This is a genomic window from Streptomyces sp. BBFR51, from assembly GCF_044591655.1.
Classification (GTDB): domain Bacteria; phylum Actinomycetota; class Actinomycetes; order Streptomycetales; family Streptomycetaceae; genus Streptomyces.
This window is the reverse complement of sequence record NZ_CP172448.1, coordinates 7,649,048-7,664,565: the sequence shown is the minus strand read 5'-3', so window position 1 is coordinate 7,664,565 and position 15,518 is coordinate 7,649,048. Positions and strand designations below refer to the sequence as shown.

12 protein-coding genes and 2 pseudogenes are annotated in these 15,518 nt (G+C 71.1%); 4 read left to right on the top strand and 10 right to left on the bottom strand.

What is annotated here, in order from left to right; genetic code table 11:
- Positions 1-94 precede the first annotated feature (94 nt).
- From ACGH7X_RS34745 to ACGH7X_RS34730, 4 genes are all read right to left on the bottom strand, one after another.
- Positions 95-2,704, bottom strand: a complete 2,610-nt coding sequence (locus ACGH7X_RS34745) for a PA14 domain-containing protein (protein ID WP_399893098.1) — start codon at positions 2,702-2,704, stop codon at positions 95-97.
- Positions 2,705-2,859: 155 nt separating this feature from the next.
- Positions 2,860-4,080, bottom strand: a complete 1,221-nt coding sequence (gene glgC / locus ACGH7X_RS34740) for a glucose-1-phosphate adenylyltransferase (protein WP_399893096.1) — start codon at positions 4,078-4,080, stop codon at positions 2,860-2,862.
- Positions 4,081-4,131: 51 nt separating this feature from the next.
- Positions 4,132-5,304: a glycogen synthase gene (glgA, locus tag ACGH7X_RS34735; RefSeq protein WP_399893094.1), complete on the bottom strand. Its 1,173-nt coding sequence runs from the start codon at positions 5,302-5,304 to the stop codon at positions 4,132-4,134.
- 82 nt (positions 5,305-5,386) lie between these two features.
- Positions 5,387-6,193, bottom strand: coding sequence for a (2Fe-2S)-binding protein (locus ACGH7X_RS34730; protein WP_399893092.1), 807 nt, complete (start codon positions 6,191-6,193; stop codon positions 5,387-5,389).
- Positions 6,194-6,434: 241 nt separating this feature from the next.
- On the opposite strand from ACGH7X_RS34730, the gene ACGH7X_RS34725 reads away from it, so the two are divergent.
- A complete protein-coding gene (locus ACGH7X_RS34725; RefSeq protein ID WP_399893089.1) occupies positions 6,435-7,673 on the top strand; it encodes a DMT family transporter in 1,239 nt (412 codons plus the stop codon).
- On the opposite strand, the gene ACGH7X_RS34720 is transcribed toward ACGH7X_RS34725, so the two are convergent.
- The gene (locus ACGH7X_RS34720; RefSeq protein ID WP_399893087.1) at positions 7,663-8,925 is read right to left on the bottom strand and encodes a transglycosylase family protein; all 1,263 of its coding nucleotides are present in this window, start codon (positions 8,923-8,925) and stop codon (positions 7,663-7,665) included. The two genes, ACGH7X_RS34725 and ACGH7X_RS34720, sit on opposite strands and share 11 nt — an antisense overlap.
- A gap of 355 nt (positions 8,926-9,280) precedes the next feature.
- Between ACGH7X_RS34720 and gndA the strand changes: the two genes are divergently transcribed.
- Complete coding sequence (gene gndA / locus ACGH7X_RS34715) at positions 9,281-10,720, top strand: NADP-dependent phosphogluconate dehydrogenase (RefSeq protein ID WP_399893084.1); 1,440 nt, start codon at positions 9,281-9,283, stop codon at positions 10,718-10,720.
- Positions 10,721-11,172: 452 nt separating this feature from the next.
- Here the strand turns inward: gndA and ACGH7X_RS34710 are convergent, their stop codons facing one another.
- From ACGH7X_RS34710 to panD, 3 genes are read right to left on the bottom strand one after another with little or no spacing between them, the layout of a single operon-like run.
- Positions 11,173-11,841 (bottom strand): aspartate/glutamate racemase family protein, encoded by a 669-nt coding sequence (locus tag ACGH7X_RS34710; RefSeq protein ID WP_399893081.1) that lies wholly within the window; start codon positions 11,839-11,841, stop codon positions 11,173-11,175.
- 19 nt (positions 11,842-11,860) lie between these two features.
- Entirely contained in the window at positions 11,861-12,205 is a 345-nt protein-coding gene (locus ACGH7X_RS34705; RefSeq protein WP_399893079.1) for a GNAT family N-acetyltransferase, read from the bottom strand.
- A 49-nt stretch (positions 12,206-12,254) separates the two neighbouring features.
- Positions 12,255-12,674 carry an aspartate 1-decarboxylase gene (gene panD, locus ACGH7X_RS34700; RefSeq protein WP_399893076.1) on the bottom strand — a complete coding sequence of 140 codons (420 nt, stop codon included), beginning with the start codon at positions 12,672-12,674 and terminating at the stop codon, positions 12,255-12,257.
- 449 nt (positions 12,675-13,123) lie between these two features.
- Between panD and ACGH7X_RS34695 the strand changes: the two are divergent.
- Together ACGH7X_RS34695 and ACGH7X_RS34690 are read left to right on the top strand one after the other, a co-directional pair.
- A pseudogene (locus ACGH7X_RS34695) lies at positions 13,124-13,385 on the top strand (IS481 family transposase); the annotation flags it as partial.
- Positions 13,358-13,735 (top strand): annotated as a pseudogene (locus ACGH7X_RS34690) (hypothetical protein); the annotation flags it as partial. The pseudogenes ACGH7X_RS34695 and ACGH7X_RS34690, both read left to right, overlap by 28 nt.
- A gap of 284 nt (positions 13,736-14,019) precedes the next feature.
- Here the strand turns inward: ACGH7X_RS34690 and ACGH7X_RS34685 are convergent.
- Entirely contained in the window at positions 14,020-14,556 is a 537-nt protein-coding gene (locus ACGH7X_RS34685) for a hypothetical protein (protein ID WP_399893073.1), read from the bottom strand.
- Positions 14,557-14,877: 321 nt separating this feature from the next.
- Positions 14,878-15,432, bottom strand: coding sequence for a peptidoglycan-binding protein (locus ACGH7X_RS34680; protein WP_399893071.1), 555 nt, complete (start codon positions 15,430-15,432; stop codon positions 14,878-14,880).
- Positions 15,433-15,518: the final 86 nt, after the last annotated feature.

Here is a 15,518-nt window from a genome sequence, read left to right as displayed (position 1 = left end):
GGGTGCGCCGCCCCGGGCCGGCGAGGCCGTGCGGGGGCGTCCGGGCGGGACGCGTGGGACGCGTGGGACGCGCCCCGCCCGGATCGCCGCGTGGTCAGGCGCAGTTCGCGGGGGTCGCCCGCGACATGTCGGCGATCAGCCGCGCCTGCGCCGCCTCGACCCGCGCCACGTCGGGCTTGACGACCTTGCGGTCGTACGTCACCAGGCCGTTGAGCTCGCCCTCGACGTCCGAGATCTGCGTGTAGACGGCGCCGTTGCCGCCCTTGCAGGCCAGGGCGCGCACCTCGTCGAGCTTGGTGAGGTAGTCGTCGGTGTACGTCGCCGGGTCGACGTCGACGTAGGACTGCTGCACCGACCAGGCGTGGCCGGGGACAGCGAGACCGAGACCGCCGTACTCTCCGCTGACCAGGGCGCGTTCGCCGTCCGGGGACGGTGGCAGGGCGGGGCTCGGATAGCCGTGCTCGTCCATGATGTCGCCGGCGCCGCCGTCGGCCCCGAGGTTCAGGCCCGACATGTTGTTGACGAGACGGGTCGGGTCCCAGGCCTTGGCCTGCTCGGCGACGCGGCCGATGTCGTACTGGCCCCAGCCCTCGTTGAAGGTGACCCACATGACGATCGACGGGTGGCTGACGTGTTCGTCGATCATCTCCTTCATCTCGCGCTCGTACTCGGCGCGGGCCGCGGTGGACGGGTTCACCCCCGCGGTCATCGCGGGCATGTCCTGCCACACCATCAGACCGAGCCTGTCGGCCCAGTAGAACCAGCGGTCGGGCTCCACCTTGATGTGCTTGCGCACCGAGTTGAAGCCGAGCTGCTTGTGCAGCTTGAGGTCGTACGCGAGGGCCTCGTCGGTGGGTGCGGTGTGCAGCCCGTCGGGCCAGAAGCCCTGGTCGAGGGTGGCCATCAGGAACGTGGGCTCGCCGTTGAGCATCGTGCGCGGTACGCCGTTCACCTTCTCGACGGCGATGGAGCGCATCCCGAAGTAGCTCTCGACGTGGTCGCGGCCGACGGTGACCTCCAAGTCGTACAGGAAGGGGTCGTCGGGCGACCACAGGCGCGGGTCGCGGATCTTCAGGGTCAGCGGCTCGCCGGTGCGTCCGCTCACCGTGGCGACCTTGCGGTGCCCGGCGTACGCCGTGGCCTTGACGCGTACGCCGTCGCGCACGCCCTTCGGCTCGACGGTCAGCGTGCCCGCGTCGACATTCGGGGTGAGCTTGAGGGAGTCCACGTGGTCACGGGCGACCGGTTCCATCCAGACCGTCTGCCAGATGCCGGAGCTGGGCGTGTACCAGATGCCGCTCGGGTCCAGGCGCTGCTTGCCGAGCGGCGGGTTCTCGCCGTTCGCCGCGTCGGTCGGGTCGTAGACGCCGACGATCAGTTCCTGGGTGCGGCCGGGCTTCAGCGCGTCGGTGACGTCGGCGCCGAACTTGTCGTAACCGCCCTTGTGCTCGGCGACCTTCGTGCCGTTGACGTACACCTCGGACTGCCAGTCGACGGCGCCGAAGTTGAGCTTCAGCCGCTGGCCGGAGCCGATGTGCCAGTCGCGGGGCACGGTGAAGGTGCGGCGGTACCACATGCGGTCCTCGTGCCGCTGGACGCCGGAGAGCTGGGACTCCACCGGGTACGGGACGAGGATGCGCTCCTTCAGGTTCTTGCCGACCGGCGGCTGCTCCCCGTCCTCGGCGGCGGCGAACTGCCAGCGCCCGTTGAGGTTCTGCCAGTCGTCGCGCGTCAACTGCGGGCGCGGGTACTCGGGGAGGGCGTTGTCCGGTCCCACCTCGTCGGCCCAGTCGGTGCGCAGCTGGTAGGTGGACTGGTTGCCGCCGCTGCTCCAGAACGCCTTGACAACGTTGCCTTCGGCGTCGGTGAGGCCGGCTTCACCGTCGTAGCGGACGTCGGCGGTGCCGGGGGCGTCGCCGTTCTTGTTGCCGACGACGGGCTGGTCGAGGGCGACGAGCAGGGCGCTCGGGTCGGCGGGGTCGACCTTGGCCTCGCCCAGGGGCCACTTGGCGCCGCCGATCACCGCTTCGAGGTGGTCGGTGAGGCCGGCCGGAGCCGCGGCGAGGGGGGTCGCGAAGTCCAGCCTGAGGGTGCGGCCGGTGGCCTCGACGGTGGTCGACGTCGCACCGTTGTAGTCGAAGCCGTCGGGCAGGCGGAACGCCGACTGCGGGATCGCCTCCTTGGTGCCGCCGGGCTCCGTCCAGCGCAGGTGGAGGTTGGAGCCGCCGTAGTGCTCGAAGTACTCCAGCTTGATGTCGTAGGACTGGCCGGCCGTCAGCTCGACGGGCTGGGCGGTCTGTTCACGGTCCCAGTCGTCGACCCAGTGGTCGATGGCGAGCTGTCCCCCGATCCAGAGGCGGAAGCCGTTGTCGCCGATGATCGAGAAGGTGTGGGCGCCGGTCTGCTCCGGGACGAGCTTGCCGGTCCAGCGGACGCTGACGTCGTCCGCCTGACCGGTGGCGAAGTCGAGCCGCGGCTCCAGGGTGTTGAAGTCGACCTGCGGGTCGAAGCCGGTGGCCTTCAGCTCGTGGAAGTCGAAGGCGCCGGGGGCGGACTGGGTGTAGTACTCGCCCTTCAGACCGTGGATCTCCGCGGACGTGTCGTCGCCGGCCGCGCCTGCGGCCGGGACGGCGGCAAGGCCCGCGACGCCGAGGGCGGCGGCTAGCAGCAGCGCGAGTCTGTTTCTGAGTCGTTTGGTGCGCACTGACCCTCTCCTCGAGAACGGGTGGTGGCTGATGGCTCAGACATCGATGTCATACAACGATGTAACGGCACGGGTGCAGAGGCATGACAGCACGGATTCCGCTTGGCGTCCAGGGACATGACAACAGCCCGGCGGCATGACAACGGCCCCGTCCGTCACGGCACGCGCTGCCCCTTGCCCAGCGCGATCACGCCGCCCTTGGAGACGGTGTACAACTCGGCGTCCCGCTGCGGGTTGACGCCGATCGTCGCGCCCGGCGGCACGTCGACGTTCTTGTCGAGCACCGCCCCGCGCACCACCGCGCCCCGGCCGATGTGCACGTTGTCGTGCAGCACCGAGCCCTGCACGACCGCACCCGGGTCGACGACCACGCCCGGCGAGAGCACCGAGCGGGTGACCTGCCCCCGGATCAGGCAGCCCGCGCTGATGATCGACTCGCTGGCGATGCCGCCGGCGTTGAAGCGGGCGGGCGAGAGCTGGGTGGAGTGGGTGTAGATCGGCCAGTCGCGGTTGTAGAGGTTGAAGGCGGGCCGCTCGGCGATCAGGTCCATGTGGGCGTCGTAGTAGGCGTCCAGCGTGCCCACGTCCCGCCAGTAGCCCTGGTCCCGGGAGGTCTCCCCCGGCACGTGGTTGGCGCTGAAGTCGTACAGCGCGGCCTCGCCGCGGTCGGTGAGCTGGGGCAGGATCGAACCGCCCATGTCGTGCACGGAGTCCTCGTCCTCGGCGTCCCTCTGGAGGGCCTCGATGAGGGCCTTGGTGGTGAAGACGTAGTTGCCCATCGAGGCGAAGACGCACCCGGGGTCGCCGGCGAGGCCGGGAGGGTCGGCGGGCTTCTCCAGGAAGCCGGTGACGGTCTGCCCGTCGGAACCCGGGGTGATCACGCCGAAGGACGGCGACTCGGCGCGCGGCACCCGTATCCCGGCGACGGTGACGCCCGCGCCCGACTCGATGTGCTGGGTGAGCATCTGGCGCGGGTCCATCCGGTACACGTGGTCGGCGCCGAAGACCACGACGTACTCGGGCTGTTCGTCGTACACCAGGTTCAGGGACTGCAGGATCGCGTCGGCGCTGCCCAGGTACCAGCGCGGGCCCAGGCGCTGCTGGGCGGGGACCGGGGTGACGTAGTTGCCCAGCAGGCTGGACATCCGCCAGGTGGTGGTGATGTGCCGGTCCAGGGAGTGCGACTTGTACTGGGTGAGCACGCAGATCCGCAGGATGTCGCCGTTGACCAGGTTGGACAGGACGAAGTCGACGAGCCGGTAGGTGCCGCCGAACGTGACCGCGGGTTTGGCGCGGTCGGCGGTCAGGGGCATCAGGCGTTTGCCCTCTCCGCCCGCCAGGACGATGCCCAGCACCGAAGGACCTCCACGACGCATGGCCGCTCCCCTCACCCTCGTTCACCCTCGGCCACCCCGGGGCGGGGCGGCTCAAGCCTGCTTGAGGATCTCCTCGTAGAGCCGGACCGTGCGACGCGCGACGGCGTCCCAGCCGAACTCCTGAACCGCGCGCTCCCGGCCCGCCTCGCCCATCCGCCGGGCGGCCTCGGGGTCGCCGAGCACGGAGTCCAGTGCGCGCGCGAGGCCCGCCTCGAAGTCGTCGTCGTTCCCGTCGCCGTTCCCGTCCCTGGTCACGAGTACCCCCGTTTCGCCGTCGGCCACGACCTCGGGGATGCCGCCGACCCGGGAGGCGACCACGGGGGTGCCGCAGGCCATCGCCTCCAGGTTGACGATGCCGAGGGGCTCGTACACGGAGGGGCAGACGAAGACGGCGGCGTGGGTCAGGAGCTGGATCACGTCCGCGCGCGGCAGCATGCGCGGGATCCAGTGCACCCCCTCGCGTGCGCTGCTCAGCGCGGCGAAGAGGTCGCGGAACTCCTGGTCGATCTCGGGGGTGTCCGGGGCGCCCGCGCACAGCACGACCTGCGCGGCCGGGTCGATGTCCCGTACCGCGCGCAGCAGGTGGGGCACGCCCTTCTGCCGCGTGATGCGGCCGACGAACAGGACGTACGGGCGAGAGCGGTCCAGGCCGATCCGGTCCAGCGCCTCGGTGCCGCGGTCGGGCCGGTAGAGGCGGGTGTCGATGCCGTTGTGCACGACGTGGACCCTGGAGGCGTCCAGCGCCGGGTAGCAGCCGAGGACGTCCTCGCGCATGGCGGCCGACACGGCGATCACCGCGTCGGCCGCCTCGACGGCGGTGCGCTCGGCCCAGCCGGACAGGGTGTAACCGCCGCCGAGCTGCTCGGCCTTCCAGGGGCGCAGGGGCTCCAGGGAGTGGGCGGTCAGCACGTGCGGGACGCCGTACAGGAGCTTGGCGAGATGGCCGCCGAGATTGGCGTACCAGGTGTGGGAGTGGACCAGGTCGCGGCCTTCGAGGGCGGCGGTCATGGCGAGGTCCACGGAGAAGCTGCGCAGCGCGTCGTTGGCGCCGTCGAGCACGGACCAGGGGCGGTGGCGCCGCACGCCGTCGCTGCGGCCCTCGCCCCAGCAGTGCACGTCCAGGTCGACGAGGCGGGCGAGTTCCCGGGCGAGGAACTCGACGTGGACACCGGCGCCGCCGTAGACGTCCGGCGGGAACTCACGGGTCAGCAGTCCCACGCGCACCCGGAACCTCCCGTCTCGGCGGCTGGTTCCCTCATGGTCACCCAGACGGGGCGCCTGGGGAAGACCGCGGGCGCCGCGGGGATCACGGGGACCCGGGCGGCCGGGAGAAGCAGCAGTCGCCGCAGACCCCGGCTCCGGGCACCCGGTAGTACAGGCAGCAGCTGCGGCGCCGGAAGGACGTGCCGGTGAGGGTGCCGGTCGCGGCGAGCAGCGGGTGGGCCAGCAGTGCGGCGGTCAGCGACCGGGCGCGGGCGGCGGTGTCCGTACGGCCGTTGCCGCGGGCCCAGCGGTCCAGTTCCCGGCCGGCGCCTGCCAGGGCGGAGGCCGCGTTGCCCCACAGCAGGCCGGTCGCGACGCCGTACCGGGTGTGCACGGCCGACGTCAGGGGCGCGAGGTGGGTGGTGAGGACGACGTCCGTGACGGTGGCGGCGTCCCCCGGCCGGGCGTGCACCTCGGTGAGCCACAGGTCGTCGGGGGCGGTGGCGTCGGGGTCCCAGCGCAGCAGGCGTGGGTCGAGGTCGGGGACGCGGCCGTAGAGTGCGGCGCAGGCCAGCGTCACCGACCACAGGCGGGCCGCGAGCCCCTGCTGGGCCACGGAGGCGGCGACCCGGGTCTCGGGGGCGCCGAGCGCGAGGGCCACCTTCCGGACGCGGAGGCCCAGCGGGTCCGGTCCGACCGGAACGTGAACGTCCGGCGTCGCGGCCGCGTATCCCGGTGCGTAGGCGTGTGCGAGGGTGGCGAGCGGCCGGGACGGCGACGGGTGCGACGTATGCGGGGACGGGTGCGGGGACGTGGGCAGGGACGGGTGCCCGGACGACGGCAGAGACGTGTGCAGGACGGAGAAGCCGCCGAGCGGGCGGAGTGCGGAGAGGGCGGGATCGAGGTCCACGGAGAGCAGTAGTATCAAGACCCTTGGGGGCCGGGGCCGGCGGGCGTGGCCGGGGGGCGGAGCCCGGAAGTAGCCCACCCTGGGGAGGACGGCGGGGCCGTCGTACTCCATCGGTAGTAGGACCCAAAGAATGCTCAGGGACGACGACGGGAAGACCCTGAGACGGCATCGTGTTGTCCATGGATGACGACCGTTCGCCGCGCCGGGCCCAGCGCCCCCGCCTCACGCAGAGGAGCAGCCGATGAGCGCCCTCGCGTTGTCCGTGCTGCTGTCACTCGTCTCCGCCGTGGCGTACGCGGGCGGAGCCATCGTGCAGGAGCAGGTCGCGTCGTCGTCCCCGGGTGCTCAGTACGCTCCGCTGCGCCGGCCCGGCTGGTGGGCGGCGGTCGGGCTCAACGGCCTCGGCGGTCTGCTGCACGTCGTCGCTCTCGCCCTCGGTCCGCTGAGCCTGGTCCAGCCGCTGGGAGCGCTCACCATCGTGTTCGCCCTGCCCATGGCCGCGCTGTTCGTGGGCCGCAGGGCCGGGGCGACGGCCTGGCGGGGCGCGCTCATGGCGACGGTCGGCCTCGCCGGTCTGCTGTCCCTGGTCGGCGCGTCCGAGGCACAGTCGCTGGACACGGCGCAGCGCGTCGGGTCGGCGCTGGTCACCGGTGGTGTGGTCGTGGCGCTGATGATCGCCGGGCGGGCCGCGCACCGGCATCCGGCGGTCCGCAGCATCCTGCTGGCGACCGCGTCCGGCATAGCCTTCGGCATGTCCTCGGTCTTCACCAAGACGGTCGCCGTCGACTGGACGGGCGGGGTGTCCGCCGCCGACCTGCCGTCGCTGGCCGTGATCGGCGTACTCGCCACGGCGGGCATGGTGCTGTCGCAGGCCTCCTACCGCGGCGCCGGTCTCGCGGCCCCGCTGGCCACGCTGACGGTCGTGAACCCGGTGGTGGCCGCCGTGGTCGGCATCACGATGTTCGGCGAGACCTTCCGTTACGGCACGACCGGCACCGCGCTCGCCCTGAGCTGCGGTGTGGTGGCCGCCGGCGGACTGATCCTCCTGACGACGGAGCGGATCGCCCGGGAGACCACGGATACGGCTACGGCTACGGCTGCAGCTACAGGCACGGCCTCCGTCTCCGGCTCCGCCTTGGCCGCGGAGGTCGTGGCCGGGGCGGCGGCGGTCGCGACGCCGGTGGGGTCCCTGCCGGCCGGGTCCGTGCCGGTCGAGGGGGCCCGAGGCGTCCGGGACGGGAGCGAGGAGCGGGAGGAGCGCAAGCAGCGGGGCGCGCCCGCGGCCCGGCAGCCCGACAAGGTCTTCGTGCCCTCCCCGGCGGCATCGCCGGTCCCGGACACCGCCCCCGCCGAGGAGGCGTACGACGCCGGGGGACCGGCGGAGAGCGACGACACGACGCTCTCCTACGGCCCCTTCTACGGCGGCCCGTTCGTCCCGCCGCCGCTGCTCAGCCGCCGACGGGTCCGGATCAGATCCTGACGCCGCCGGCCCGCAGGTACGCCAGCGGGTCGACGTCCGAACCGAAGCCGGGCCCCGTCCGCACCTCGAAGTGCAGATGCGGGCCCGTGACGTTTCCCGTGGAGCCCGAGCGTCCGAGGCGCTGACCGGCGCCCACCGACTGACCGTCCTTCACGGAGATCGCCGAGAGGTGCGCGTACTGGGAGTACCGGCCGTCGCCGTGCCGGACCACCACCTGGTAGCCGTACGAACCGCCCCAGCCCGCGCTGACGACCCGGCCGGCCGCGACCGACTTGACGGAGGTGCCGGTGGGGACGGGGAAGTCGACGCCGGTGTGGTAACCCTTCGACCAGGAGGAGCCCGCCTGGTGGTACGGCGTGCCGATGGCGGCGTCCACCGGGGCGACGACGGCCTGGTGGGTGGTGGCCTTGCCGCTGTCGGTGGACGACTTCTTCGGCGCCTTCTGCTGCTTGTGCTGCTCTTTCTGCGTCGGCTGCTTCTTCTCCTGCTTCTGCTGCTGCTTCTTCTGCTCCTGCTTCGGCTCTTTTTGCTGCTTGTCCTGTTTCGGTTGCTTCTGGCGCGGCTGGGTCGTCCTCGACTCGGCAGGGGACGCCGTGGTGGCCCCCTCGCCGCGCACTGTCAGGCGCTGGCCGGGCAGGATCAGGTCGGGGTCGGCTCCGATCGCGCCGCGGTTGGCCTCGTACAGGCGCTGCCAGCCGCCCCGGACCTGGTGGGCGTCGGCGATGCCGGAGAGGGTGTCGCCGGTGACCACGGTGTACATCCGGGCCTTGCCCGCCCGGGACTGCGGTGTGGTCTGGGGCTGGACGTCCTTCACCGAGCCGGACTTATTCGCGGACCCCGCTCCCCCGGCCGGCCGGATGTCGGGGGTCTCGCCGCCGCGGGCCAGTCCGGCCCGCGGCGCGCACGCCGGCCAGGCGCCGGGGCCCTGGCCGTCGAGTACCTTCTCGGCGACCGCGATCTGCTGGTCCTTGGTGGCCAGGTCGGCGCGCGGGGCGTACCGCGTGCCGCCGAACGCCTCCCAGGTGGACTGGGTGAACTGCAGGCCGCCGTAGTAGCCGTTGCCGGTGTTGATGTCCCAGTCGTTGGTGGACTCACAGGCAGCGACCTTGTCCCAGGTCTCCACGTCGGCCGCGTGGACCGTACCGGTACCGACGAGTGGGAGAGCCAGTCCCGCGCCGCCGGCGGTGACGGTCAGTGAGGCGCGATTGATCCTGTTCAGCTGATACCGGCGATGCCGGCCGCGTACGGCCATGGAGATCCCCCTCGACATTGCGTCAGGAGGGGCAAAAGTAAGCGCCACGAACCGGCCATGACAAGACGGCAATCGGCCGGTTGGTCACGCCGAGTGGCCGGGAACGGGCGGCAGTTGGCCGGATGGGGCGTCCGGCCGCTGAGGCACCCGGCCCCTCCCGCGCGTACTGGAGTCCGCGGTGGCAGAAAGTGCGACCGGCGTACCGGCACGTCAGCACGGTCGAGGAGCGAAACCGGCGATACTGGCGGGCACCGGCACCACGGACACAGGGCGCCACGGACACCAAGGCACCACAGACACAAGGCACCACGTACACAGAGCACCACAGACACCAAGGTCACTAGGAGCCAAACCAATGAGCACTACAGCGCAGATCGGCGTCACGGGTCTCGCGGTCATGGGCCGCAACCTGGCCCGCAACTTCGCCCGCAACGGCTACACGGTCGCGGTGCACAACCGGACCGCGTCGCGCACGCACGCGCTGGTGGAGGAGTTCGGCGGCGAGGGCGACTTCGTCGCGACCGAGACCGCCAAGGAGTTCGTGGCGGCGCTGGAGCGGCCGCGGCGCCTGGTGATCATGGTGAAGGCCGGTGACCCGACCGACGCGGTGATCCGGGAGTTCGCCCCGCTCCTCGAGCCCGGCGACATGATCATCGACGGAGGCAACGCGCACTTCGCGGACACCCGGCGCCGGGAGCGCGAACTGCGCGAGCAGGGTATTCACTTCGTGGGCACCGGCATCTCGGGCGGCGAGGAGGGCGCGCTGAACGGCCCGAGCATCATGCCCGGCGGCTCGAAGGAGTCGTACGAATCGCTCGGCCCGATGCTGGAGAAGATCTCGGCGAAGGCGGCGGACGAGGCGCCCTGCGTGACGCACGTGGGTCCCGACGGCGCCGGGCACTTCGTGAAGATGGTGCACAACGGCATCGAGTACGCCGACATGCAGCTGATCGGCGAGGCCTACCAGCTGCTGCGCGACGTCGCCGGGTACTCCCCCGCGCAGATCGCCGAGATCTTCCGCACCTGGAACACCGGCCGACTGGACTCGTACCTGATCGAGATCACCGCGGAGGTGCTCTCGCACGTGGACGCGGCGACGGGCAAGCCGTTCGTGGACGTGGTGGTCGACCAGGCGGAGCAGAAGGGCACCGGCCGCTGGACGGTACAGATCGCGCTGGACCTGGGCGTGCCGGTGTCGGGCATCGCGGAGGCCGTCTTCGCCCGTTCCCTGTCCGGCCACGCGCCGCTGCGGGATGCCTCGCGCGGCCTGGCGGGCCCGAAGGCGTCTCCGCTCGGCGAGTCGGAGGCGGCCGCCTTCGCCGACCGCGTCGAGCAGGCGCTGTACGCGTCGAAGATCGTGTCGTACACGCAGGGCTTCCACGAGATCGCGGCGGGCAGCGAGGAGTACGACTGGGACATCGACCTGGGCGCGGTCTCCGCGATCTGGCGCGGTGGCTGCATCATCCGCGCGGCGTTCCTGGACCGTATCCGCGCGGCGTACGACGCCCGGCCGGACCTGCCGAGCCTGCTGTCGGACGAGACGTTCGCCCAGGAGATCGCCGCAGCGCAGGACGACTGGCGCGAGGTGCTGGTCGCCGCGACCCGGCAGGGCGTCCCGACACCGGGCTTCGCCGCCGCCCTCGCCTACTACGACGCCCTGCGCGCCGAGCGGCTCCCGGCCGCGCTGACGCAGGGGCAGCGGGACTTCTTCGGGGCGCACACGTACCGCAGGACGGACCGTGACGGCGCGTTCCACACGCTGTGGGGCGGGGACCGGTCGGAGGTCACCGCGTAGCACCTTTCCCTTCCCTGTGCCCTCCCCCGGAGTGTGCCGCCCCTCGCTCAGGTGAGGGGCGGTCCCGGCTCGGGGCTGGGCACGGGCTCGGGCCCCGGCGGGATCGGGGACGGCGAGGGCCCAGGAGGACCGGGAGGGTCGGGCGGCGGCTGCGGGCCGGGGCCGGGCGGCGGAGGGGTTGGCTGCGGACCGGGGCCCGGAGGCTGGGGCGTGGGTTGCGGGCCGGGCCCAGGGGGCGGCGGCGGAGGGGTCGGCTCCGGACCGGGGGCCGGTGGTGAGGCCGGGTCCGGGCTCGGCTGTGGGGGCTCCGGGTCCGGACCGGGAGTGGGCCCCGGGGTGGGACCGGGTGGGACGGGATCCGGATACGGGTTCGTCATGGCGTTGTCCTCCGGCCAGTCGGTCGACGTCGGCTCTGGACTTGTCCCCCGCCTACCCGACGGCCGCCTCCCCACTCACTCGTCCGCATGAACCCCCGGGCCCAGGTGGCCCAGGCGCGCCGCCGCCGCACCGGCGGCCAGTCCTGGCGCGGGGCTGGCCAGCACCGGGACGCGGGCCGTCGTCGACTCCCGGGCCGGTGCCATGGATGCCTGGGCCAGGACGATCACGTCCGCGCCGGTGACGGCGTCGGCCGCCTCGGCCACCGCTCGCACGTAGCCCTCGGTGTCACCGGCCTCGAACCGCCGCCAGGCACCGGCCACCAGCCGCGTGCGCACCTCCACGGGGCGGCCCACGCGACTGGCCTCCTCCTCGATCAGTGCCGCCGTCGGAGCGAGCGTGCTCTCCAGGGCGGCGAGGACGAGGACGCGAGGACCGGCGGCCACGGCGCCGGCGGCCATCGGCCGGTCGACACGGAGCACCGGCACACCGGCCCCGGCGGCGGCCGCCTCCGCGACGCCGCCGAGGGTCGAGCAGGTGCACAGCACGGCCCGCGCCCCCTCGGCGACCGCCTGCCTCAGCACGGCCATGACCGCGCCGGCCACCGCCTCCGGCCCTTCTCGCCGCGCCCGGTCCAGCAGCCCGGCGTCGACGTGATGCCGCAGCTCCAGACCGGGATGCGCGTCGTCACGCAGGGCGTCGAAGACGGGGACGTGAACGGGCGAGGTGTGCAGCAACGCCAGCACAGGTGCTCCGGGGTCCCGCTCAGAACCGCTCGGGATGCGCCACGAGCCATTCCTTCGCCGCGCGCAGCAGCTCCGGATCGGCCGCGGGTGCCTCGTCGGGGTGACGCTCGGCCCACTTCACGACGTACGGGCACAGCGGGGCGACCGTGACGCCCTCCCGTCGCGCGAGGGCGTACAGCTCACGGGCCAGGGAACCCGCGATGCCCTGGCCCTCGTGGGCCGGCTCGACGATCGTGTGGACGGGCACGAGGGCGCGCGCGGGAGCGTCCAGGACGAAGTACTCGACGCGGCCGACGACCTCCTGGGCCGCGATCGCCTCCAGCCGTCCCGCCGCCCGGTCGTCACGGATCTCGATGTCACTCACGGCACGCTCCTCGTCCCCAAAAGCTCAGCGGGATCAGCAGGTCAGTACGTCAGGCCGACACGGCCCGCGGGCTGCGTTCCTGGTCCGAGCCCGGTACCGGCGCGGACGCGTCCGCACCCAGGGCGACGATACGGTTGTCCCCGTCCACATGCACGACCCGAGGCTTCAGCGATCGCGCCTCGGCGTCGGTGACCTGGGCGTAGCTGATGAGGATCACCAGATCCCCGGGGTGCACGAGGTGAGCCGCGGCCCCGTTGATCCCGATCACCCCGGACCCCCGCTCGCCCTCGATGACATACGTCTCCAGCCGGGCCCCGTTGGTGATGTCCACGATGTGCACCAGCTCACCGGGCAGCAGATCGGCCGCGTCCAGCAGATCGGCGTCGATGGTCACCGAGCCGACGTAATGCAGGTCGGCCTGGGTGACGGTGGCGCGGTGGATCTTGGACTTGAGAACAGTGCGCAGCACTTTGGACTCCTATGTGACGGCTCCCCGCCGCTTTCTGCAGGTCAGGGGCGTTGTTCACTGTACACCGGCACTCGTCGGACTCGAAGATTCAGCGGAACATCGATTTCTATCGGGCAAGAAGGATTCTCGCCTGCGCTTCCGTCTGGGCCAGGCTGTTGCACCACCGCCTGCCAAGCACCCGGCCGAGCACCTCTCTCGGCATGCGCGAGGACTCATGCCGACCAGATGCCGACTTACCTGACGATGCGCCAGATACGACTTCGTCGAGTACGGAGCCGTCCTCCGCATCGATCTGGAAAGCCCTTCACGCACCGGGCAACCCGGGGCTTCATCCGGTCCCCGGACTCCAGGCGGTCAAGTGGGCCTACGACGGGCTAATTCCCTACCGACGCCTGTAGAACACACGATCCGGGCAGCCTTGTGGTCCAAGCCGAACGAGGCTCCCCGCTGTGACCGATCGATCCCGATCGATCCCGATCGCCTCCGTCGTGGCCGTCCCCAGCGCCCGCGCGGTGTGCTCGGCCTTCATCGCGGCGATGCGCGGTATGGGGTGCCCTTCCAGGTCCTGACCGACAACGGCAAGCAGTTCACCGGTCGGCACACGCGCCCCCAGCCGGTGGAGGTGCTGTTCGAGCGCATCTGCCGGGAGACGGCATCACCCGGCGGCTGACCAAGCCGCGCTCGACACCGTCACCGTCCAGGATGTCTCGGGTGACGGCGTCACCGACCTCGTCCACCGCACCGATGTCACCGGCAGGCTGCTGCTCCGCAAGGGCATCGCGGCCTCCGGCGGAGGTGTGAACCTCACCTCGCCGGCCGCCGCAGCCAACTCGGCGGGGGGCGTGGACACCGAGTACGGCGCCTCCGGCTGGGGCAGCGCCGACATCCCGCATCTGATCGGCACGCCGGACGTCAACGGGGACGCGATCCCCGACATCTGGACCGTGCACTCCGACGGGTCCGTGAGGTTCTACGCGGGCGGCCGGACCGTGCTCATCGGCTCCGGCACCCAGACCATCGGCGCCGCGAGCTACTGGAAAACGCGTATCGCCATCGGCTGACGCCGCACGGGGCGCGGGGGCGGAACTGGACGCGGTCCGGCCCGGCCCGAGCGCCGGACCGGACGACCCCACGCACGCTTGCGCCTACCTGGACCGGCTGGCGACGTATGCCGAACTCAAGCAGCGTGGGCGGACCCTGCAGCACGTCACCATCAGCCCGAGCCAGATCGGCGACATTGCCCGCGCCGCCCTCGGCCTCAACACAATCTGGGAATGATCACCGCTGAGAAAACGTCACTGTCCCACACCAAATCGGCAACCGCATCCCGGAGAAGTGGGCAGAGCTACTCACCGTTGACCCACGGATATTCCATGGGCTGTCCGTGGTCCTCATTTCTTGCTGTCGACTGCGTCAGCCCGTGCCAGTTCGACTCGCAGTGGATGATCTCGCCATTGGAGTCGGCGTGGCAGGCCCGCGAGGAGATGTTGCGCATCTGATATTTGGAGACGAACTCCCCGACGAAATCGCCCTCGAACGGCCCTCCAGTTGTGCAGTCGTAGCCCGGCACCTTGCGGTAGTGCCAGTGCCCGGCCCAGGCTCCGTTTTCATAGATCTCGTAGCGGAGCTGCGCCGTCGCACAGTATCCGTCGGTGACGGTATCGGAGATCACGCCGTCCATAGAGAACCAGTTGCCGTAGCGGCCCCAGCACAGCTCCTGGTACACACCGCTGACATGGCTGAGGGAGCAGCCGGCGAAGGTGTGGTTCGCCGGTGGTTCCTCCGCGGTGTACCAGTCGTCGGTGCTATGGGCGCTTGCGGCGCCGGGCATACCTAACACCAGTCCCACAGCCGCAATGACAGCGAACAGGATGCGTCTCATGTTTCCTCTTCTCGTAGAGGGCGTCGGCAGCGTACTGCGCGCGAATGGCCCGGTCATTAGCCGATCGCGCCATATTGTTGGCACAGCGCAGACCTGCATCTCCCGGACTCTCAGCACCCGGGGACAACGCCGGAACAACTCATCTCAGAGCCCGTCGTCACCCGGGGGCATCCAGGTCCTTCGTTAGTCGCTCGACTTTCAGGCGAATTAACGTGCCTTCCACCAAGGGAAATTCGCCGTCATGGCCGTATCGCGTAGATGCCTTGGCACTTCCGGACTGGCTCGCCCTCGGGGACCCAACGCGCCGGAGAGCGCCTGACGTCAGAAACTGCAGGTCCGGTAGTTGTAGCCGGCGAACCACCAGTTGCCGGTCCCGTCTCCGAAGCGATACTTCCCGTTTTCGTCGCGCTCCAGAGTGAAGCTGTGGGACGTACCGTTGTACGCCACCACCAGGGACTGGCCGGAAGCTTCACTGCCCGACATGTAGTAGAGCCGGTTGTCTGCATTGCCCCAGGTGTTCTTGCCGGCGCTTCCGTCGGCAGACGCGGCCCCCGTGAAATGGCGCTGCCAGTTCGCGGTCGCGGTCGCGGTCCTGCTTCCGAAGACGCCGTCGATCTGTGTGGTGGATGTGAGGTAGCCGTCCGCCCAAAGGATTTGCTGCCACATGCAGGTGGCATTGGAGTTGGTGTTGTGGGTGGTGTCCGTGACGCCTTCGTCGCCCCAGTCGTCGGTGTAAGTGCCGGCGCCGTAGATGTAGGCGAGGCCGCTGTAGGTCCCGGATGCGGAGGCGGGCGCGGTACTCAGTGCAAGGGTGGCGGCGGTCAGCATGCCGACCGCGGAGGCGGCGAGCTTGATCCGCTTGGAGCGTGAACTCATGAATCCCCCAGACTCCGGCTCCCCCCTTGGGAGCTATACAGGTGAGTGAACAGCCTGCGATTGACCAGCCATGGAGAGGGTCTGGA

Coding starts and splice junctions, on each gene's coding strand:
- ACGH7X_RS34725 (WP_399893089.1), top strand. CDS start 6,435: ATGAGCGCCCTCGCGTTGTCCGTGCTGCTGTCACTCGTCTCCGCCGTG.
- ACGH7X_RS34685 (WP_399893073.1), bottom strand. CDS start 14,556: ATGAGACGCATCCTGTTCGCTGTCATTGCGGCTGTGGGACTGGTGTTA.
- ACGH7X_RS34720 (WP_399893087.1), bottom strand. CDS start 8,925: ATGGCCGTACGCGGCCGGCATCGCCGGTATCAGCTGAACAGGATCAAT.
- glgC (WP_399893096.1), bottom strand. CDS start 4,080: ATGCGTCGTGGAGGTCCTTCGGTGCTGGGCATCGTCCTGGCGGGCGGA.
- gndA (WP_399893084.1), top strand. CDS start 9,281: ATGAGCACTACAGCGCAGATCGGCGTCACGGGTCTCGCGGTCATGGGC.
- ACGH7X_RS34680 (WP_399893071.1), bottom strand. CDS start 15,432: ATGAGTTCACGCTCCAAGCGGATCAAGCTCGCCGCCTCCGCGGTCGGC.